Source organism: Robertkochia sediminum (genome assembly GCF_016786255.1).
Lineage (GTDB): Bacteria > Bacteroidota > Bacteroidia > Flavobacteriales > Flavobacteriaceae > Robertkochia > Robertkochia sediminum.
The window spans coordinates 268,317-289,638 of record NZ_JADMKT010000078.1 but is presented as its reverse complement, the minus strand read 5'-3'; the positions used below and the strand labels follow the sequence as shown (position 1 = coordinate 289,638).

Annotated in this window: 18 protein-coding genes; 11 read left to right on the top strand and 7 right to left on the bottom strand. The window is 45.4% G+C overall.

The genetic code is table 11. From position 1 onward, the window contains the following. Window positions 1–69: 69 nt before the first annotated feature. Window positions 70–1,011: a tyrosine recombinase gene (locus IS446_RS12595; protein WP_203061102.1), complete on the bottom strand. Its 942-nt coding sequence runs from the start codon at window positions 1,009–1,011 to the stop codon at window positions 70–72. A gap of 310 nt (window positions 1,012–1,321) precedes the next feature. Here IS446_RS12595 and IS446_RS12590 point away from each other — a divergent pair, with 310 nt between their 5' ends. The 6 genes from IS446_RS12590 to IS446_RS12565 all read left to right on the top strand — a co-directional run bounded on the left by IS446_RS12590 (window position 1,322) and on the right by IS446_RS12565 (window position 10,126). After that, window positions 1,322–5,689, top strand: a complete 4,368-nt coding sequence (locus IS446_RS12590) for a T9SS type A sorting domain-containing protein (protein ID WP_203061101.1) — start codon at window positions 1,322–1,324, stop codon at window positions 5,687–5,689. Between the two features lie 4 nt (window positions 5,690–5,693). Continuing rightward, window positions 5,694–7,667, top strand: a complete 1,974-nt coding sequence (locus tag IS446_RS12585) for an adenylate/guanylate cyclase domain-containing protein (RefSeq protein ID WP_203061100.1) — start codon at window positions 5,694–5,696, stop codon at window positions 7,665–7,667. A 30-nt stretch (window positions 7,668–7,697) separates the two neighbouring features. Next, window positions 7,698–8,309 (top strand): Pycsar system effector family protein, encoded by a 612-nt coding sequence (locus IS446_RS12580; RefSeq protein WP_235996492.1) that lies wholly within the window; start codon window positions 7,698–7,700, stop codon window positions 8,307–8,309. Then, window positions 8,306–8,905 carry an HD domain-containing protein gene (locus tag IS446_RS12575; protein ID WP_203061099.1) on the top strand — a complete coding sequence of 200 codons (600 nt, stop codon included), beginning with the start codon at window positions 8,306–8,308 and terminating at the stop codon, window positions 8,903–8,905. The genes IS446_RS12580 and IS446_RS12575 overlap by 4 nt, the downstream gene beginning before the upstream one ends. A gap of 73 nt (window positions 8,906–8,978) precedes the next feature. After that, window positions 8,979–9,395 (top strand): type II 3-dehydroquinate dehydratase, encoded by a 417-nt coding sequence (gene aroQ / locus IS446_RS12570; RefSeq protein ID WP_203061098.1) that lies wholly within the window; start codon window positions 8,979–8,981, stop codon window positions 9,393–9,395. After that, on the top strand, window positions 9,392–10,126 hold the full coding sequence (locus IS446_RS12565) for a Dph6-related ATP pyrophosphatase (RefSeq protein WP_203061097.1): 735 nt from the start codon (window positions 9,392–9,394) through the stop codon (window positions 10,124–10,126). Before aroQ ends, IS446_RS12565 begins: the two co-directional genes overlap by 4 nt. Window positions 10,127–10,388: 262 nt before the next feature. Here IS446_RS12565 and IS446_RS12560 read toward each other — a convergent pair whose 3' ends face one another. Beyond that, on the bottom strand, window positions 10,389–11,588 hold the full coding sequence (locus IS446_RS12560; RefSeq protein WP_203061096.1) for an aminotransferase class I/II-fold pyridoxal phosphate-dependent enzyme: 1,200 nt from the start codon (window positions 11,586–11,588) through the stop codon (window positions 10,389–10,391). Between the two features lie 165 nt (window positions 11,589–11,753). Here IS446_RS12560 and IS446_RS12555 point away from each other — a divergent pair, with 165 nt between their 5' ends. From IS446_RS12555 to IS446_RS12535, 5 genes are all read left to right on the top strand, one after another. Beyond that, window positions 11,754–12,221 carry an Lrp/AsnC family transcriptional regulator gene (locus tag IS446_RS12555; RefSeq protein WP_203061095.1) on the top strand — a complete coding sequence of 156 codons (468 nt, stop codon included), beginning with the start codon at window positions 11,754–11,756 and terminating at the stop codon, window positions 12,219–12,221. A gap of 235 nt (window positions 12,222–12,456) precedes the next feature. Beyond that, window positions 12,457–14,367 (top strand): molecular chaperone DnaK, encoded by a 1,911-nt coding sequence (gene dnaK, locus IS446_RS12550; RefSeq protein WP_203061094.1) that lies wholly within the window; start codon window positions 12,457–12,459, stop codon window positions 14,365–14,367. Between the two features lie 391 nt (window positions 14,368–14,758). Then, complete coding sequence (locus tag IS446_RS12545) at window positions 14,759–15,184, top strand: DUF2061 domain-containing protein (RefSeq protein ID WP_203061093.1); 426 nt, start codon at window positions 14,759–14,761, stop codon at window positions 15,182–15,184. A gap of 26 nt (window positions 15,185–15,210) precedes the next feature. Continuing rightward, window positions 15,211–16,101: a sulfate adenylyltransferase subunit CysD gene (gene cysD, locus IS446_RS12540; protein WP_235996491.1), complete on the top strand. Its 891-nt coding sequence runs from the start codon at window positions 15,211–15,213 to the stop codon at window positions 16,099–16,101. 209 nt (window positions 16,102–16,310) lie between these two features. Continuing rightward, window positions 16,311–17,567 carry a sulfate adenylyltransferase subunit 1 gene (locus IS446_RS12535; protein WP_203061092.1) on the top strand — a complete coding sequence of 419 codons (1,257 nt, stop codon included), beginning with the start codon at window positions 16,311–16,313 and terminating at the stop codon, window positions 17,565–17,567. A gap of 63 nt (window positions 17,568–17,630) precedes the next feature. On the opposite strand, the gene msrB (IS446_RS12530) is transcribed toward IS446_RS12535, so the two are convergent. The 5 genes from msrB (IS446_RS12530) to IS446_RS12510 all read right to left on the bottom strand — a co-directional run bounded on the left by msrB (IS446_RS12530) (window position 17,631) and on the right by IS446_RS12510 (window position 21,301). After that, on the bottom strand, window positions 17,631–18,029 hold the full coding sequence (msrB, locus tag IS446_RS12530; protein WP_203061091.1) for a peptide-methionine (R)-S-oxide reductase MsrB: 399 nt from the start codon (window positions 18,027–18,029) through the stop codon (window positions 17,631–17,633). Continuing rightward, a complete protein-coding gene (msrB, locus tag IS446_RS12525; protein WP_203061090.1) occupies window positions 18,022–18,546 on the bottom strand; it encodes a peptide-methionine (R)-S-oxide reductase MsrB in 525 nt (174 codons plus the stop codon). Before msrB (IS446_RS12525) ends, msrB (IS446_RS12530) begins: the two co-directional genes overlap by 8 nt. Before the next feature lie 343 nt (window positions 18,547–18,889). Next, the gene (locus tag IS446_RS12520) at window positions 18,890–19,411 is read right to left on the bottom strand and encodes a hypothetical protein (protein WP_203061089.1); all 522 of its coding nucleotides are present in this window, start codon (window positions 19,409–19,411) and stop codon (window positions 18,890–18,892) included. A 106-nt stretch (window positions 19,412–19,517) separates the two neighbouring features. Beyond that, on the bottom strand, window positions 19,518–20,291 hold the full coding sequence (locus tag IS446_RS12515; protein ID WP_203061088.1) for a hypothetical protein: 774 nt from the start codon (window positions 20,289–20,291) through the stop codon (window positions 19,518–19,520). Window positions 20,292–20,434: 143 nt separating this feature from the next. Further along, window positions 20,435–21,301 carry an alpha/beta fold hydrolase gene (locus IS446_RS12510; protein WP_203061087.1) on the bottom strand — a complete coding sequence of 289 codons (867 nt, stop codon included), beginning with the start codon at window positions 21,299–21,301 and terminating at the stop codon, window positions 20,435–20,437. Between the last annotated feature and the right edge of the window lie 21 nt (window positions 21,302–21,322).

Sequence of the window (21,322 nt, the reverse complement as noted above, 5' to 3'; positions counted from 1 at the left end):
AGCGAGGTGGATTATATACGGTGAATATCGCCTATGAATTTAATGAAATTTAGCTCGGGGGTCAAGCGTTTAGTCGTTTCTCGGATGATGCTCCAGAATACTCCGTTTAAGGTCGGTGCGATCCAGGTGCATGTATATTTCTGTAGTGGTGATGCTCTCATGGCCAAGCATTTGCTGAATGGCCCGAAGGTCTGCGCCTCCCCGAAGAAGATGGGTGGCGAATGAATGTCGAAAGGTGTGCGGACTTATCTTTTTCTTTATATCGGCCTGGGCTGCCGTTTGCCTTATGAGGGTAAAGATCATGGCTCGCGTGAGCTGTTTTCCCCTGCGATTCAGGAATACGATATCCTCATGCCCATGGGCTATATTGAGCTGGGTACGTCCTGAATCCAGGTATTCCAGGATGCATTTCATGGCGAGTGCGGTAACCGGTACATAGCGCTGCTTGTTCCCCTTACCGTGTACCCTGATGAAACCTTCTTCAAAAAAGAGGTCCGATAACCTGAGATGGGTAAGCTCACTAACCCGAAGTCCGCAACTGTAAAGGGTTTCCAGTATCGCCTCATTGCGCAGCAGGATGTGGTAATCGGGGTGTTGAAGATTTCCGGCAGTTTCCAGGTTGTGGCGTTTGTTTTTCAGGATGTCGATCATTTTTACGATCTCCTTAAAACTAAGGGTATCGGGAAGCTTTCTGCCGAGTCGCGGACTCTCTAACAGACTGGTGGGGTTGTCGTTGCGGTATTTTTCGAACTGTATGTATGCGAAGAATCCTTTAAGCGAGGAGACCAGCCTGGCCTGTGAGCGCGGTTTAAGGGAGCGTGCCTTGTCATAGAGGTATTCCTGAAGGGTCTCGGCACCGATCTTGTCGGGACCTACATCGGTATTGAATTCTTCGAGATACGACCATAACTTTTTGAGATCAGACAGATAGCTGTTGATCGAATTATCAGACAATCCGCGTTCCAAACGGAGGTAGTTCTGGTAATCGTTTAAGGCATCTTTCCAGGTCATGGACTAAAAATAGGAATTCGGGTAAATATAGCCATATATCGCGGGGCGCAAATTGGGTTTTAGGGATGAAGTAGGGCTCAGGGGTGTTAATCGGCTTAAATTCAGGTAATTGGCATCAACTAATTGTTTATCTTTATGAGGCTCACGATCTGCTGCTTAATGCGTTGGTGTCATTATATCAGTCTTGCTATAGCCTGTGTTATGAGGTGTTTTCTTCTTTAGGGAATGCCGAAAGAGTGATAGAATGATCTTTAGGACGTGCTACGTTTCCATGGGCGTAGCTGTTCGCAGAATACTTAAACAACCAACGATGAAATACCATTACCCCGGCCTGGCCACCGTTTCCCCAATACCTTTTTCTTCGATTCTGATGTTCCTCAGAAACGGACTCTTCCTTACCTTGATATTCCTCGTTCATCATGCTGTTCTTGCACAGGGAAAGAATGATCTGGGAACACGGGCTTGTGTGCAGGACATAGGTAACGGACTTTATAAGGCTAATTTTACTTATGAGAATTCAGGAAGGCGTGAGATAAGGTTGAAGCCTGAGCAGAGCAAGGTAGCCTTTAAAAAAGGACGCAAGTCCATGCAGGGTATGACCAACTTCAAGCCGGGTATTCATAAAAAAGCGTTTAGTGTGGTATTTGGAAAGGGTGAAACAGTAACCTGGACCATTACTAATCCGAGTGGTAAGACCATAACTGTCGAAGCCAATTCCAGTGCCTCCTTTTGTCAGGATGTCGAAGAGACCGATTTTATCTTTCCTGTTTACGGGGAGAATGGCAAAACCGCCGGTATACTCGATCCTTCATCTTTTGCGCTTGCCACAGGTAATGGAGGAGAGCAGCCATCGGAGATCATCTACCAGCTTCAGAACGAAAGGCTACTGGTAGAGGTGGTTCCCAATCCCGGGCAGCTTGCAGCGGTGATCGATCTGTTAAGAAATACCTTCGGGTTAAATTTTAGCTCGGGTGATTTTCTGATCGACCCGAATATTTTGATCTCAGAACAATTCTCATCGGTAGACTGCTATTTTCCGGTATCGCGCTTGTTGGAACTCAATGATCATGCAGGGCTTATCAATTTTGTACGCACCAATTACCTGCCTCTTCTCGAAGAGACCGATCTTCAGGCTGTGGCATTCTCTGAAGGAGATTCACTTCAAGGGTCGCTTGCTGCAAGACGTTCGTTCGGTACGGTAACTGAGGAAGAAGCCCGGTTCGTAGATGGATCCGGATTTTTTACCGGGGTGATCTCCGATAGCTATGATAAACTCCCATCGACAACCGGCTCTAATGCATTTTTTGATGTGGGAAGTGGTGATCTTCCCGGTGCAACTAATCCCAATAATTATCAGGAAGAAGTTATTGTGATCGAAGATCATCCCGGTATTGGGGGTACCGATGAGGGGAGGGCGATGTTGCAGATCGTTCACGATGTGGCGCCGGGTAGTAAGCTGGCATTTCACTATGCCATGACCGATCAGGTCTTTGCCTACGCGGTGAACCGACTCAGTGCTCTTGGGGTAGATATGATCGGAGACGATATGACCTTTGTCGATGAAGAATTTGATGGTGATGGACCTGCAGGACAGGCCATTCAGGATTTTCTGAATAAAGGCGATACGTATTTTGTTTCGGCAGCCGGAAATTTTCTCGATAAAGGATTTACAGGCGTATTTACAGCCGGAAGTTCCTTGCCCGATAATAATTTTCAACTTGATCCCGAAGAGCGGGCTCATGTGTTCGGCACCAATGCCGATGGAAGCGAAGATTATTTGTTGCGATTCGCTGTAGAACCGGGAGTCTATCTTTTGGCCTTTCAATGGGACGAAGACTTTGCTTCAACAGATAATCAGGAAGGTGCCGTTAGCGACTTTGATATGTATGTGGTAGACGACCTCGGACGCCTGCTTGTGGGGAATAACAGCTTTAGTACAGGCCGGGATGCGCTGGAGATCATGACCTTTTCGGTAAGTGAACAAGGAGAGGCAAATCTTATGATCGTGAGTGAAGAGGGAGTTCAGACGCCCCGGGTGCCTTTCAGGGTGATCGCCTTTAGGTACCAGGGATTAGACTTTTTAGAATACGGGGGTGCCCCGACCATTAGCGGTCATGCTTCTTTGAAAGATGTGATCACTGTAGGGGCGGTGAATGCTTTTGACCTGGAGAATGTGGCCCCGAGGGGGTACTCAAGTTTTGGAGGAGATCTCCCTTCTTCATCTATTGTTGCACCCGATATTGCTGCCCCCGATGGTGTGGTTACCGCCGTAGAGGGATTTGAACGGTTCTTCGGAACCTCTGCAGCGGCGCCGCATGTCATGGGTGCTATAGCCTTATTAAAGCCTGCCTATGATGTGTGGTATCAAAGCGCACCCGATGAGGTAGGTGCTTCAGCCCCGATCTTAGCTCTCTACCAGCAGTTCGCCAGGCCTGTGGGATCTCCCGAACAGTCGGGAGCAGGATTTATTGATGTGGAGGCGACCTTTGCCAGCCTCGCAGCGCGGGCACCTGTATTGGATAAACCCGTGATCGATCCCGGGATCAATGTGAGTGCCGAAGCTTTCGAACTCACCCTTACCGGGCAGAACTTTACTTCTGAAGCCCGGGTATTTCTCAACGGGTCTCCGCTGGAGATAAGCAGCATAAGTGAAACGGCCATCACCGTGACCGTTCCCGAATTTTCGGGGAGTGGATTGATCTATGTTGAGGTGCAACCAAAAACACCTGGGGGAACAGAGATCGTAACTTCAAATACGGAAGATCTTCTTGACGATAAAACCGCACTTACCATTTCCGTAGATAGTCTTAAGATCACCTATGGTAATGATTATGCCTTTACGTATACGGTCGATGGATTGCCGGAGGATGTGAGTTTTGAAGACCTGAGCTTTCCTGCTATTGGCTTTTCGACCCCCGCAGTGCCTCCTTTTCCCGACGTGAGGAGTTATCTGGTAACAGCAGATTTTGAAGAAACTCCGGATGCTTCGCTGCTACAAACCTATATCGTAAATTTCAAATCGTCGGTGTTCAAGGTGAACCGGAGAGATCTTCAGATCAAACCCCTTCCGGCAAGTTATACCTATGGCGATCTTGTAGAACTGGAAATGGAATACATTTATGAGGCAGACAGTATTTCTCAGAAGGAGTTATTTCTGCAAAACCTCAAGCAAGCTCATGAATCAGGGTATTTTCCTGACAACACATTCGCCTTGGTCAACAGGTTCAGAACAGTGCTCAATGGTGAGGATATTCTGGGATTGCTCAATAATAATGCATGGATGGTTTCTGAAAACACCATCAGGAATCGCTTCCGGACAGTGTTGAACGGCATGGATATTATCGATCTGGAAATGGATCATTTTGAGGATTATATCAATGCAGATGATCCCCTTAATAATCGGTTCAGAACGGTACTTAACAGATTCCGTACCGTACTAAATGGTCAGGATTTCTTTGATGGTCTCGCCGATGTTTCTATTGAGAATCGCTTCAGGACCGTATTAAATGAAACCAGCTTTGGTGGAGAAGATGACGATAGTGAGTACGCCCGAACCTTTACCATTATCGATGAGGCTGATGTGTCTACAGACGAAAGGGGAGTGGAAAGGCTTTATGCTTTGAATCTGATCACAGGACTTGATGTTACGCCAACCTCACAGGATGCGCATTATACGTATCCCGGGGTATTACTGCATCCTATAGCTTCTAATTTCAATGTTACCTATGACCTGAGCAGACTTCAAATGAGCCCTGCTACCCTTACCGCCATCACGACCGATCTCATTTTGCAACAGGGAGAGGCTATAGACTCGACGCAGATAGCGTATACACTTACAGGATATGTCTATGGAGAAACCGAGAGTGATGTTTTCCCGGATGGCGTTGAATTCAATATAACAGATGCCGCCGGTATACCCTATACCCCTGGTGATACCGGAGCATTTACTATTGCTATAGCTCCTCCTGAGAACTATGTGATCGAAACAGCAGTACCAGGTATACTCTATGTGAATCCTTCTCAAGGAAGTAAGATCCGCACCTATTTTGATTGTGTCCAATTAAATCCGGATTTCGCAACAGATGGGTACCGCTATATCGCGAACTTCAGATATATCAATCCCAATGAATTTTCACTTTATCTATTGGAAGATGCCAATTACATAGAGGCAAATGGAGATGTGGCTGCAGATCTCCCTGTGGAGTTTTTGCCTGGAGAGCATGAGTTAAAGGTGCGGTTTGACGGTGCAGCCATGACCTGGTTCGTATGCACCTTTGGTAGCTGTAACCCTTCTTCAGTGAGCACCGATGCCACATTAAACAGTAATCGCTGCTCTGCCAAGGATGTTACAGATCAGGAAGCTGCAGCCTCTTTAAAAGATCCCGAATTGGTTGCTGCCGCAAGCGGTCAGGCAGTAACCACTTCTCCAGTGATCACGCAAATAACGGCCTATCCCAATCCGGTAGCTAACGAACTTGTCGTGCATCCCGGAGAAGGTGCTATTCGATCATTGAAGATGTATGATATTACCGGCAGAATGGTGTATGAGTCTTTCACAGAGAACAGCGGGACCTCTGTACAGCAGCGAATTAATACCCAGGGATTTTATCCGGGGGTATACATGCTGCAGATCGTAACCACCCTGGAAAGCAAGACCATTAAAGTAGTCAAACAATAATTTTATGAAAGTTTCCCTGTACTGTTCTCTATGGCTATGGATGATGCTTTTTCTCGTATTATCAGGCCATGGTATGCTCTGTGCTCAGGAGGTAAGAGAAATGGAGCTAATAGGCAATGTATCGGACACAAGCGATTCCCTTAAGGTGAACAACCTTAATACCCTGGCTTTCTTCTACATCAATGAGGGGCGCTTTCAAAAAGCCGATAGTGTGCTGCAGGAAGCCATAACGCTGGCCAAAGAGATAGGGTATCTGCGTGGTGAAGCCGAAGCGTTGAAATACCTCGGAGTAAACTATGACTATCAGTCTAACCGATATGAAGCTACCCGGTATTCGATGGAATCCCTGGAATTGTATAAGCGCATTAATGATGTTCCCGGGATAGCCAACCTGGAGTCTAATCTCGGTGCCATGTATCTCAATGAGGGAGACCCTGTAGCGATCGATTACCTCATACCCGCCCTTCAGAAAGGAGAGGCTTTAAAAGATACCACGCGCATCGTAAGTGTATTGATCAATCTTGCCGCACTATACGGAAATTATATGCAGGAACCAGAGAAGGCTATGAAGTATTACGCCGATTGTAAGACCTATCTGGATGCAGGCTTTGAAGGAAGCGAAAACTGGGAGATCTATTACAGGGCCGGCCTGGCTGAATACAATTTGATCAATGCGAATTACAAGGAGTCGTTACAGCAATACCTCGCTCTCCTACCTTATGATGAGGGGAGTATATATTATGCAGAGACCTTGCTCAAGGCAGGAGAATCTTATGAAGGGCTGGGACAAACAGACCAGGCGAGGGATTATTACAAAAGGTCGGTGGCATCGGCAAAAAAATGGAGCTCTGACAGGAACTGGGTAGAAGGTCTGAATAAGTTAGGCAGCTCCTACATTAAATCCGATCAGCCGGTACTTGGACTGGGTTACCTGCAGGAAGCCTTGATGATAAGTAATGCTTCCGGAATGCTACAGGCACAACGTGATGTGAATAAGGCACTGTATATGGCCTACGAAAAACAGGGCGATTATGATCAGGCGCTGAAGCATCACAAAAGATATCTGGAACTTAAAGATTCCATATTTGATATTGCGGCCAATGATAAGGTGCGTTTTGCGCAATTAAATTTTGACCTGGAGAAAAAAGAGAGTCAGATCGCCTTACTTGAGAGGGAAACAGAGATCACCGAATTACAACAAAAACGGCAAAAGAGTGTTACCATAGCTACGGTCGCCGTTTCAGGGTTGTTAATGATCCTGGTGCTCGGACTTTTTAATCGTTACAAATTCATCAAAAAGGCTAATCGTATTATACAGGAAGAAAAGGGACGGTCTGATTCGCTACTCCTCAATATTCTCCCCGAAGAAACCGCTCAGGAGCTTAAAGAAAACGGGAAGGTGAAAGCCAAGCGGTTCGAATCGGTTACCGTGATGTTTACCGACTTTAAAGGATTTACGAAAACTTCAGAAAATATGACCCCGGAAGAACTGGTGAAGAGTGTAGATCACTTCTTTTCCAAGTTCGATGAGATCATTGAGCAATACGGACTTGAAAAGATAAAGACCATAGGAGATGCGTATATGTGTGCCGGAGGATTGCCCTTCCCTGTAAGTGATCACCCTCAAAAGGTGATTCTTGCGGCCATCGATATTCTGAAGTTCGTCGATGCGGTAAGACAAGACTCCACAGATGGGATCCCCGGATTTGAGGTTCGCATCGGTATTCACACAGGGCCCGTAGTTGCCGGAGTGGTAGGTACTAAAAAGTTTGCCTATGATATTTGGGGCGACACGGTAAATGTGGCAAGTCGCATGGAATCGAGTTCGGAAGCCGGTAAGATCAATATTTCTGAGGTTACCTATGCGCTGGTAAAAGAGGACTTCTCTTGTGTCTATAGGGGTGAGGTCGAGGTTAAGAATAAGGGGACGTTAAAGATGTATTTTATTGACGACATAGCGAGTAAACCCCTCACTTAGAGTGGATTGAAAGTGAAAAAAGCGGGATAATTGCTTATATTTATTGTGTTGAAGGAAAAAACCACAAATAAAGAACCTGATCTCAAAGAGGAAAAAGCCTTTCTCAAAGCACTTCGAAATGTCGAACCGGAGAACTATTGGGAACAGATCGAAAGGCTTGAACGCCTTATCAGGGCCTCAGAGTTGAAAGCAGGGATCATTTTTTCTTTTCATTCCCTGGTGATAGGGGTGTTTTTTGACAGGATGGAGATGTTGTACGAGACCTTTCACAACAGTACTATTTTTGCTGTTCTTGTGGTAATGTGGCTTTTGATCGTTTTAGTATCGATCTATTACGCCTTGCAGTGTTTCGTGCCGAAGATGGAGCTCAAGTTCGATAAGAACGTTTTCTTTTTTAAGGATACCGTAAACCACTTTGGCGATGTAACGCAGTACAGTGATAAATTAAAGGAAGTTGTTGCCGATCGCGATAAATTGTACGATCAGCTCGGACAACAGATCTATATTGAAAGTAAGATCGTGGAAACTAAATTCAGAAGTGTAAAGAAAGCCATGAAGTTTATGGGATTTAGCTTCATTTTTATCGTGCTTATCATGATCTTATGGCTTTTTCAGTTAAAGGATGTATTATTTACCGGATGAACACATATACCACATTACGTAAACGGGCTTTAGATATTCTGGAGACCCGATTGTCTGATAAGCTTTACTATCATGGGGTAGATCATACCCTTGATGTGCTGAGTGTGGTCGAACAGTATATCGAAAGACGGGATATTGATACACATGATGCCTATCTCTTGCGCCTTGGTGCCTTATTTCACGATATCGGTTTTATTATCTCTAATGAAGATCACGAAACCTATAGTGCCGAGATCGCGAGACGTGAAATGGAAGCAGTAGGGTGTGATGAAGATGATATCCGCGTAGTAGAAGGCCTCATAGCGGCCACTCGTATCCCGCAACACCCTGAGAACGAATTGGAAGAGATCATTTGTGATGCCGATCTGGACTATCTGGGACGGGATGACTTTTGGGAGATCAGTGAAAGTCTTTACAAAGAACTTTTGGCCTATGGGAAGGTTTCTGAGTCAGTAGGATGGAATAAAATACAGATCGCTTTTTTGGAAAAGCATTCATACCACACCGACTTCGCCAAAGCCAACAGGCAACCCCAAAAGGAGGAGCGTATTGCAGAGTTAAAAGCCAGGGTGTCTCAAGACCTGAGGGAATCGTAGCGGATTATATGTCGCTGTGTATCATTTTTACTACATTTATTCCGATAATTAAATCCCGGGTAACACTATCCCTATGAAAATTATAATCATCAACGGCCCTAACCTTAATCTGCTGGGAAAAAGAGAGCCGGAAGTATATGGAAGTACTAGTTTTGAAACGTATTTAAATAGTCTGAAGGAAAAGTTCCCTTCACTTGAGTTGTCTTATTTTCAAAGCAATATAGAAGGAGAACTTATCGATAAATTACACGAGACAGGATTTGACCATGATGGGATCGTGCTCAATGCCGGGGCGTATACGCATACCTCTATAGGTATTGGAGATGCCGTAAAAGGTATATCAACGCCGGTGGTCGAAGTTCATATTTCGAATACCTTCGGTCGCGAAGCTTTCAGGCACCAATCGTATATTTCTGCCCATGCCAAAGGGGTCATTCTGGGCTTCGGACTCCAGAGTTATGATCTGGCACTACAGAGTTTTTTAAAATGATAACACCGAAGAACGCATATGTGAATTGGAGTAGCGGGAAAGACAGTTGTCTTGCCCTTTACCGTTTGCTTCAGGATAACAGGTTTCAGGTAGGTACCCTGGTAACTACCCTGAATGATGAGGTAGACCGGGTGAGTATGCACGGACTGCCAAAAGCGTTGCTGTTCGAGCAGGTAAAACAGATCGGATTGCCATTACATACGATCAACCTTCCGGGAGTGGTTTCTATGGAACAATATGGAAAGATCATGGACCGGCATGTAGATCAACTTAAAAACAGCGGCTATACCTTTTCTGTTTTCGGGGATATCTTTCTCGAAGACCTTAAGAATTACAGGGAAGAGCAGCTGGCTTCCAGAGGCATCAGGGCGGTGTTCCCGCTCTGGGGTGAAGACAGCAAAACATTGATCGAAGAATTTATCGATGCCGGATTTAAGGCCATTACAGTAAGCGTTAGCGATAGTGCATTGGGCGAGGCATTTCTCGGAAGGGTTATCGACAGGGATTTCCTGAACGAACTGCCCGAAGGGGTCGATCCCTGTGGCGAGAATGGCGAATTCCATACGTTCGTTTTTGATGGTCCCATCTTCAGGAACCCGGTTTCTTTCCGTGTAGGTGAGAAGGTGCTTAAAACTTATAAGCCTCATCAGGATAAAAAAGACAATTGTTTTACCGATGATGAGGTCACCTGGGATACTTCTTTTTGGTTTTGTGATCTGATACCGGATTAGGTGGTTAACCGGATTAGGTGGTTAACCGGTTACACAGTTATACGGTTACACAGTTATACGGTTACACAGTTACACGGTTACACAGTTATACGGTTACACAGTTACACAGTTATTCAGTGTTGCGGTAATATGTAATCTCCCTATCTCCCTATTTCCCTAATCACCACGTAACAAAAAAATCCCTCCGGCCTAAACTCCGGAGGGATCCTAAGTGCCTCTAGGGCGATTTGCAAAAAAATATATCAGAGAAAATTATCGTAGATCACAGGATCTCCAGTTCCTGCATGCAACTTTTCATGGTGTTGTAGGTGCGCTCAATATCGTTATCCAGACCGATGGAGAATCTGATCAATCCATCAGAGAGTCCCATGGCCTTTTGTTCTTCTTCGGGGATCTCCGAAGAAGTTGAGGTGCCCGGAGCAGAGAACAGGGTCTTGTAGAACCCAAGACTCACAGCGAGGTATCCGAGGTTCTTTTCCTGCATCATTTCCATAAGCGCATTGGCTTTATCCAGATCTCCGGCATCAACGGTAAGCATCCCGCCGTACCCGTACTCAGGATTGATGAGCTTTTTCATGGTGTCATGACCGGGATGAGAGGGGAGTCCGGGGTATACCACTTTGAGTCCGTCCTGTTCAAAGCGCTTTGCCAGGTAATGGGCATTTTCACTATGCTTTTTCATACGTATATGAAGGGTTCTCAGGTTTTTGAGAATGGACGCCGCTCTCAGGCTATCCATGGTACTCCCCAAAAGCATGGCGGCACCATCGTTCACATCCTTCAGGCTCAGGCAAAATTCCTGGGTTCCGCAAACAACACCTCCTACCGTGTCACTACTCCCGTTAATGAATTTGGTAAGGGAGTGTATCACAATGTCGGCCCCGAATTTGGCAGGTGAAATATTTAAAGGGGTAAATGTGTTGTCTACGACCAGCGGAATACCGTGTTTTTTGGCAATAGCAGAGAGTGCTTCCAGATCAGCTACCTCCAGCAGGGGATTGCTCACCGCCTCACAATAGATCATTTTGGTATTTGGCGTTATAGCAGCTTCCACTTCTTCCGGCTTGGTGATATCCAAAAAGGTGGTTGAGATCTGCAGTTTTGGCAAAAAATTCTTCATGAAGGCATAGGTACCCCCATATACTGTGCGGCTGGATACGATATGGTCTCCTGCCCCACAAAGTTGAAGGATCACTGCCGTAATAGCGCCCATACCACTAGCGGTTACATTGGCCGTTTCTGTGCCTTCCATGGCTGCAAGTGCTTCCCCCAGGTACAGGTTAGAAGGAGAAGAATGCCTGGAGTACAGGTAACAGCCTTCAGTATTACCCTCGAAGGTATCGAACATGGTCTTGGCCGATAAGAAGGTGTATGTGGAAGAATCTGATATAGAAGGGTTAACGCCTCCGAATTCTCCGAAGTACTGAAGGTCTTGTATGTTGTTGGCCGGATCGAATTTCATGACATGGTGGTTTAATTGGTTATGCTTAACAAATTACGTGTTAATAGGATAAAATGTCAATGATGTAAGTCATAAATAGATGATAAAACTAAATTGGAGTGTGTAATCAGAAAATATTTAACCTGTGAGTCATATCTTTGGAATTTAGCCGAAAAATTATCAGATATGGAAATGGATCAAACCGATAAGCAGCTATTACATCTGTTACAAAGCGATGCAAAGCAAACCACCAAGGAACTGGCCGTACAGCTGGGCATGTCGAACACAGCTGTGTATGAAAGGGTGCGCAAGTTAGAGCGTGAGGGGATCATCAAGGGGTATACTGCTATTGTAGACCGGGAAAAAGTGAATCGATCGTTCGTGGTATTCTGTAATATCCGTCTTACTCAGCATACCAGGGAAAATGTTCGTGAGTTCGAAGAAGAAGTGGCGGGACTTACCGAGGTACAAGAGTGTTATCATGTAAGTGGTGATTATGATTACATCTTAAAGGTGCATGTCGCCAATATGGAAGACTATCGGAACTTTATGGTGACCAAGCTTACCGATCTCAAGCATATCGGGAATACCCACAGCATATTTATGATCGGAGAAGTAAAGCATTCTACGGTGATCGGCATAGACAGGTCATAAAAGAGCAGGCTATTGCACCTTGCACCGGGAGCTTGTGGCTTACTTTAAGGCATGACGCATGGCATTTCTGACATGCTGACTCCCTTTTACGGATGTTGTTTGGCGCGGGTTAGCGTTAAAATGCGTCACTAGGATCAAAAGTTTATGACAGCTTGTCATATTTTTTTTCATGGCATAATGATTGACTTAAACAGGGTGCACATAAAAAAATTCAGAACATCATAAATAGATTGACATGAGCAAGATTATTGGAATAGATTTAGGTACTACCAACTCCTGCGTTTCTGTAATGGAAGGTAACGAACCGGTGGTGATCCCTAATGCTGAAGGTAAACGCACAACTCCTTCTGTGATAGCTTTCGTAGAGGATGGTGAGATCAAGGTGGGTGATCCTGCAAAACGTCAGGCAGTGACCAATCCGCATAAAACCATTTACTCGATCAAGCGATTCATGGGTAACAAGTACTCAGAATCTCAGTTAGAGGCAGGGCGTGTGCCTTATAAGGTGGTTAAAGGTGATAATGACACCCCGAGAGTTGACATTGACGGACGTCTGTATACGCCACAAGAGCTTTCGGCCATGATCCTTCAGAAAATGAAAAAAACTGCTGAGGACTACCTCGGGCAGGATGTGGCAGAAGCGGTAATTACCGTTCCTGCATATTTTAACGATGCCCAGCGTCAGGCTACCAAAGAGGCCGGAGAGATCGCAGGACTTAAAGTTCAGCGTATCATCAATGAGCCTACCGCAGCAGCCCTGGCTTATGGTCTCGATAAAAAGAATACCGATCAGAAGATCGTAGTTTTTGACTTTGGTGGAGGTACCCACGACGTTTCTATCCTTGAATTGGGAGACGGTGTATTTGAGGTGCTTGCTACAGACGGAGATACCCACCTTGGGGGTGACGATGTAGATGAGACCATCATCAACTGGTTGGCTGAAGAATTCAAAGCTGAGGAAGATATCGACCTTAGAAAAGATGCTATGGCGCTACAACGTCTTAAGGAAGCTGCTGAGAAAGCGAAGATCGAGCTTTCTTCTTCTTCACAAACCGAGATCAACCTACCTTATGTAACCGCTACGGCAACCGGTCCTAAGCACTTGGTAAGAACCCTTACACGTTCGAAGTTCGAGCAGCTTATTGCCGAGATCGTTCAACGTACCATCAAACCTTGTGAGTCGGCGCTTAAGAATGCCGGTCTCAGCAAGAGCGATATCGATGAGGTGATCCTTGTAGGAGGTTCTACCCGTATTCCTGCAGTACAAAATGCAGTAGAACAATTCTTTGGTAAAAAGCCATCTAAAGGAGTGAACCCAGATGAGGTAGTAGCCGTAGGTGCTGCGATCCAGGGTGGTGTACTTACCGGAGATGTAAAAGACGTATTGCTTCTTGACGTAACTCCACTTTCATTGGGTATCGAAACCATGGGAGGAGTTATGACCAAGCTTATCGAATCGAATACGACCATTCCTACCAAGAAGTCGCAAGTGTTCTCAACAGCTGCCGATAACCAGCCTTCTGTAGAGATCCACGTACTTCAGGGTGAGCGTCCGATGGCAACAGACAACAAAACCATTGGTAGATTCCACCTTGACGGAATCCCACCAGCACCAAGGGGAGTGCCACAGATCGAGGTGACCTTCGATATTGATGCCAACGGTATCATTAACGTTAGTGCTAAGGATAAAGGAACAAATAAAGAGCAGAACATTCGTATCGAAGCTTCTTCAGGACTTACCGAAGAAGAGATCCAGAAAATGAAGCAGGAAGCTGAAGCCAATGCAGAAGCCGATAAGAAAGCGAAAGAGAAAGTAGATAAGCTTAATGAAGCCGACTCTATGATCTTCCAGACCGAAAAACAACTCGGTGAATTCGGAGATAAGCTAAGCGATGATAAGAAGCAACCTATTCAGGATGCGCTTGAAGAGCTTAAGAAGGCTTATGAGACGAAGGAGGTAGATACGATTCAACCTGCCCTGGATAAGATCAATGAAGCGTGGAAACAAGCTTCAGAAGAAATGTACAAAGCCCAGGCCGAACAACAGCAAGGAGCACCGGGTGCCGGAGATCAAGCCGGTGCAGCCGGAGGTTCCGGACAGGAAGGTGAGGATGTACAAGATGTAGACTTCGAAGAAGTGAAGTAAACTTCTTCCTTATAATAGAAAAAGCCACTCTGAGTAAGAGTGGCTTTTTATTTACCCCGGGTCTAAGTGCCCGATACCGCTGTTATGCTGATGCCGATATCCTTATCAGGTATTTGGCTTATACCAGGTAACGGATATAGGTACAATCCTCACATTTCTATATATGGTGCATTTTACTTCAAAGGGTAAGGGTTATTGATAGGGGTAAGGGAGGGCCTTCCCCTGATCCAATTATCCTAAAGCTATGTTTAAAAAAAATCTTGCACAGAACGTGTTAAATAGCGTTATTTGCTTATTAATACTAAAACCCTATCGGTTTAGTAGGGTAATAGCTTAGGTCTGGTTGTCTGTACGACCTGACCGGATGCCCAAACCTTACTGCTGCTAACCTATGAAACTCGAACATCGCCACATTCTGAAGACCTTAAGCTGGAGGGTATTGGGTACTTCTGATACTTTTTTCTTGTCCTGGCTACTCACCGGAAATCCCCTCTCGGGCATGAAGATCGGGGTTACGGAGGTCTTTAGTAAGATGATCTTATACTATATGCACGAGCGGGTATGGAGTAAACGCATACGAGATCGTGTTGTACACCGGCGACTATTCAAAACCCTTTCCTGGCGACTTATAGGCACAGTAGATACCATTCTCATAGGTTGGATCGTGACATCAGACCCTTTAACCGGTCTAAAGATCGGTATGACAGAGGTGATCACAAAAATGATCTTGTACTACCTCCATGAATGGGTATGGGAGCGTTCCTTTACGGTACAGTTTCATAAACAGCAAAAGCTATTAAGTAATAAAATGAATTAATAAACCTGAATAATATCAATAAGAATATGAACTATTTGGATGAATTGGAATCGGAAGCGGTATATGTATTAAGGGAGGTTTATGCACAATTTGATAACCCCGTTATTCTGTTTAGCGGTGGTAAGGATTCGATCGTGGTAACGCACCTGGCTAAAAAAGCCTTTTACCCTTCACGTATTCCCTTTCCGCTATTGCATATAGATACCGGGCATAATTTTCCTGAGACCATTGCTTTCAGAAATGACCTCGCATCCGGTTTGGGGTGTAAACTCCTGGTAGGATCGGTTCAGGAGTCCATCGATAAGGGACGTGTTGTAGAGGAGCAGGGAAAACTGGCAACCCGTAATGCCCTGCAAACGACCACACTTTTAGACACTCTTGAAGAGCTCAGGATCGACTGCGCCATAGGGGGTGGGAGAAGAGATGAAGAGAAGGCCCGTGCCAAGGAGCGTTTCTTTTCACATAGGGATGATTTTGGCCAATGGGATCCCAAGAATCAACGTCCTGAGTTGTGGAATGTCTTTAACGGAAGGCACTTTGAAGGAGAGCATTTTCGCGTTTTCCCTATCAGTAACTGGACAGAAATGGACGTATGGAACTACATTAAACGAGAAAATATAGCTATACCTTCTCTCTATTATGCGCATGAACGCGAGGTGGTATGGAGAAATGGCTCCTGGATACCTAATTCAGAATACCTGGTACTGGATGGCAACGAGCGTATAGAACGCAAAAAAGTGCGATTCAGAACCTTGGGTGATATCACCATCACCGGAGGAATCTTGTCTGAGGCCGATACCCTGGAAAAGATCGTTGATGAGGTTTCGGTAATGAAGGAGACAGAACGCGGTAATCGCGCAGACGACAAGCGTTCGGAGACTGCCATGGAAGATAGAAAAAGACAAGGGTATTTTTAGTTGTTAGTTATAAGTGTTTAGTGGACAACTTAATAACGTTATATTATAAAATCGTCTTCGCGAGTTGCGACTCGTCGGGACGTGGCGATCTCTCCAGGGCTTACTCAAGTTTTAATTGGATGCGGAGATCGCTTCAAAAGATTGCCGCGCCCATTGCATGGGCCCGCAATGACCATTTTAAATTAAACTAGTAAAGAAAACCATACCATATGGAAATCTCGAATAATAAATTATTGCGTTTCACCACTGCAGGATCTGTAGACGATGGGAAATCGACCCTGATCGGCCGACTCCTGTACGATTCAAAATCGATCTTTGAAGACCAGATCGAGCAGGTGGAAAAGACTTCAAAACGAAAAGGACACGAAGGGGTAGACCTTGCACTATTTACCGACGGATTAAGAGATGAGCGGGAGCAGGGGATCACTATTGATGTGGCTTACAGGTATTTCACCACTCCCAATCGTAAATTCATTATTGCCGATACTCCCGGACATATTCAATACACCAGAAATATGGTTACCGGCGCTTCTACGGCAAACGCTGCCATTGTCTTGGTAGATGCCCGCCACGGGATGGTAGAGCAAACCAAGCGACATATATTCATTGCCCATTTATTAGGTATTCCTCATATTTTGATCTGTATCAATAAGATGGACCTGGTTGACTATTCAGAAGACCGGTTCTACGAGGTGGCGGCTGAAATTAAACAGTTTATTACCGCTATTGGGATCGAGTCCGGTCAATTTATCCCGATAAGTGCCCTGGAGGGCGATAACGTGGTAAATAAGACTAAGGCCATGCCCTGGTATACCGGAGATCCGTTATTATCGGTTCTGGAGCATATTGAACCGGATACAGTTGATCATGATCTTGGGTTGCGTTTTCCGGTACAAACGGCACTTCGCCCTCAATCGGGAACGTTTCGCGATTTTCGCGGATATGCTGGTAGGGTAGAAGGGAATGAAATTCACGTGGGTGATGAGGTCATGGTGCTTCCGGGCGGTCAGCTTAGTACGATCAGTGCCATCGATAAGATGGGAACGAGTGTAAGCACGGCAGGTATTGGAGAATCGGTAGTGGTGTGCATCGCAGATGATATCGATGTGGCCAGAGGGAATATGCTGGTAAGTAAGCATAATGCCCCCCGGGTGGGGAATGCAGTTCGCGCTTTATTTTGCTGGATGGATGAGCAGCCTATGCGTCCCAACACCAAATACATCGTTCGGCAGTGTTCGGATGAGGCTTTAGGGATCATTAAGGGTATAGGCTACAGGCTTGATATTAACACCCTGGAAAAACTTGAAGGGGCACAGACAGTAGCTATGAATGATATTTTTGAGGCCGAGATCAGGTTCAATAAACCTGTATTTACCGATCCGTACAAACGCAACAGGGTAACCGGAAGCTTTGTGCTTATCGATCCCGGAACCAACCGTACGGTGGCGGCCGCTATGGTACAGTAATACGCTTATCTGAATTTATAAACAAAACCCGGAATGTTCCGGGTTTTTTTATCAGGCTATGATTCAGTTTTCTTCTTCAAAGTCCAGGCTTGCTGAGTTCACGCAATAACGCAAGCCGGTTTCGGTAGGGCCATCATTAAATACATGCCCCAGGTGTCCTCCGCATGTTGCGCAACAGATCTCTGTTCGGATCATACCGTGACTTGTATCTCTAACATACTCGATACGACCTTCAATGGCCTTGTCAAAGCTGGGCCATCCACAACCACTTTCGAACTTCATGTCTGAGGTAAAAAGCTGGGTACCACAGCCCTTGCAGCGATAGACCCCTTCGTCAAAGTGGAGGTTGTATTTTCCGGTATGAGGCATCTCTGTGCCCTTCTTTCTTAAGATCTTAAAGCTTTCAGGATCGAGGGCTGACTTCCATTCGTCCTCACTTTTTTCAATTTTATATTTACTCATTATTATTAACGCGATTAAATTCTTCAATGGAAATAAAATCAAGTGCTACGCCGTTAATGCAATGACGTTTTCCAGTGGTTTGTGGTGGTCCGTCGTCAAAAACATGACCTAAATGGCCGCCGCATCTGGCACAGTGTTCTTCGGTTCTTGCCACTCCGATCTTGTGGTCTACCGAGTAGGCTACATTGCCTTCGATCTCCCTGTCGAAGCTTGGCCACCCGCTACCGGAATCGAACTTATGCTCACTCCTGAACAAGGGGTTGCCACAGGCGGCACAAACATATACACCTTCATCTTTAATATCGAGAAGGTCGCTGCTAAAAGCTCTTTCAGTTGCCGCTTTTCGCATGACCTGGTATTCCATATCGGTTAACTTGGCCTTCCATTCGGCATCACTCATTTCTACCGCATAACGAATTTCTTCTTCGCCTGAGCTTGATCTGTGCTCTTTATTCTGTGCTCCCGATTGGCAGGATAGCAGCAAGGCGGGGATAAATGCAATAAGGATCTTTTTCATGTTTTTTTATTAAAAATATGAGGTTTTGGTCGCAGTTATTGTTAAAACCTTATCAAAATATGGAGTTTTGTGTGGTCAGGTAGCTGGTTAGAACTATTTTGACCGTACTATCGAGACTCATGCGAACCAAACCGGGGCAAATTAGACCAGACCAAAACCAAACCCAGTCAAATGACACCAAACAGGATAAGTTCGGAGCGATGAAACCAAACGCGCCTAATCCAGTATGGGGTGCACAAGGCCTTGTGTGGAGAGCCAGAAGAATGCGCAATGGCAGGGCACAAAAAAGGGCCATAAATACGGTACGCTCCATATTTATGACCCGGCATCAAGAGTAAACTAATTACTCTATGACAATATCCTGATTATTTATCATTTTCGCAACACTCATTACCTTGCTAAAGTCATTAATGTCGATCTCACCAAGAAGTTCTGCGGGAACAACAGCCACCCTCATGATTAGGTTGTCGGTATAAGAGACATCCAGGGTTGGGTAATTAACATTTCCATCCAGAAAGAATTGAATATCAAATGCGGTGTAATTAAATCCGTAGCTCAAGATACCTCCGTCGTTGAAGTAAAGTGTTCTTGGAAGGGGCTCCCAAACATCTACTCCTTCGATCACGTCAATGAGAACGTAAGCCAATACAACATCGGAGTCAAAAACTTCAACCCCGCCCGGAAAATCAAATAATTCCACAGGAACATCGGTGTTAAGTTCTCTAAAGGTAACCTCGTATTCGAATACCGTTCCGATAAGACCATCAAGTCCGTCTTGTCCGGGAGGTCCCGGAGGTCCCGGGTCGCCTTCACATGAGATAAGGACCAGGGAGAAAAGTGCTAGTAAAGAGAATAATTTTTTCATAATTGTGATTTTTGGATGTTAGTAAGTTAACAATTCTTATGCCAAAAGAAAATTAGACAAGAAAAAGCCCGAAAATACGGGCTTTATCGTCAATTATGTGATGTCCCTAATTTTGGGCTACTTCAACTTCTGCGGGCCTTGAACTTAACTCGGGCATAAAAAGCCACATTTCTGAAGCAGACCCCTCCATGTTTTCCATCCAGGTTTGCAGGTCCTTCTCGTAACTTTCTTTACCGAACATGGCATCGTATTTTTCGGGAACATCAGGATTTTCCGAAGCCATATCGGCGTAATTATTTAAAAACCCTACGATAGCAAGATCCCGTCCTTCTTTGGTAGATCCCATGACATTGGTGTATATCCCGAACATGTCTTCAGGATATTTTTCCCGATACAGCTGGGTGAATCGTTCCATCACGGCTTTGATCTTATCAAAATTCCCTATACCTCTTTTAACATCGTAAAAGGTAATGCTCAGCATATTGAGCTTGAAATTATTTGATATGTTAGAGAATTCCGGATGATACTGCCAGAAGGTTCCGTGTGCCTCAGTGGTTAGTGTCGGAGTAACGTTGTTTACCCAGTGCTCATTATGACCGGTGTCCATCGGACGCTCGTCCAGTTCTTGCCAGGTGCAAGGTCCCAGATTCCAGATGTATTTTCCGGTGTTCGGGCCGGTCATGATCTGGTATACTGCCACCTGCCGTGGTGCATCGGTGTGAAATTGTTTGTTGTGTTCAGCCACTGCTTTGTGAAATTGCATGACCTTCTCGGGATGAGGAGTCACCATGATCTGGTCGAAGACCACTGTTGGGGTTTGTTCTTGTGCCAGGGCAGCAGTACATGCCACCATGACAAGAATACTTAAAATGCGCTTCATACTATTTTGATTTATTGGTTAGTAAATAGCAGATAAGCTTTAGGTCAGGGGAGGTTAGTTTTAGTTGTAATCGACTTATTTTAAGGAAGTTGCGCAAAGGTACGCAAAAAAGATCAGCGTTTGCGATCTATGTGTCTTGATCCTTATTTTTTAAGGAATGTCATGGCTGCTGCGATAACTTCAGGATCTCCCAGGATCTTGCGATGGCCAAGGCCCGAGGTGATCATGAGTTCCCCATGAGGAAGTGCGGCATGAATGGCATGCGCTGCCGATACCGGGACGTCTTCGTCGTCTGTATCGTGTATCACCATTACAGGAATATCGATCCCTGGTGCTACCAGCTCTGCCGATAGCTCTTGCGTGTCCATACCGGAGATCTCATCAAAATAGCGCTTCATCTGAATTCCGGTAATGGGCTTTAATCCCAATTTTTTGGTGAAGTCTTGCATAATGTCCCAAACCAGGTTGCCGCTGCCAATAAGTACCAGCTTTTTGAATTGTGCCCCCCTGTTCATACTTTGGAGCAAGGTCATCGCTCCAAGGGAGTGGCCGATACCGAATTCAAAAGGGCCGAATTCGCGAGTTAAGAAAAGGCAGGATGCTATAAATTCCAGCATCTCGGTTTGTTTTCCTGTGGCTTTTCCATGAGCAGGGGCGTCAAAACTTACCGTACTGTAGCCTTCCTGCAGCAGGCGATCGGCGATCACCGAAAGTTGTGTGCCTCGTCCGCTCCAGCCGTGTACCAATAAAACTTTTTTAGCGGCTTTCCCGTAATGGTAAACCACGATCTCTTTCCCGATACCGGGAACTATAAGGCGTTCCTGGCGACTTTGTTGGTCCATTTCATATTCCCGCTCAGGCATCCCGAACTTAAATGGGGTACAGAACAACCTGGCGGCAAATTTCGCAGCCAGAGAGGGAGATACCTTTTCTAAGATCTTGGCGGGTAATTTTATAAATAAAGGAACTTTTATGTCTGAAGATGTATTTGAGGTTTTTTGGTCGGGCATACCTGTATGTTTAATGGCGAA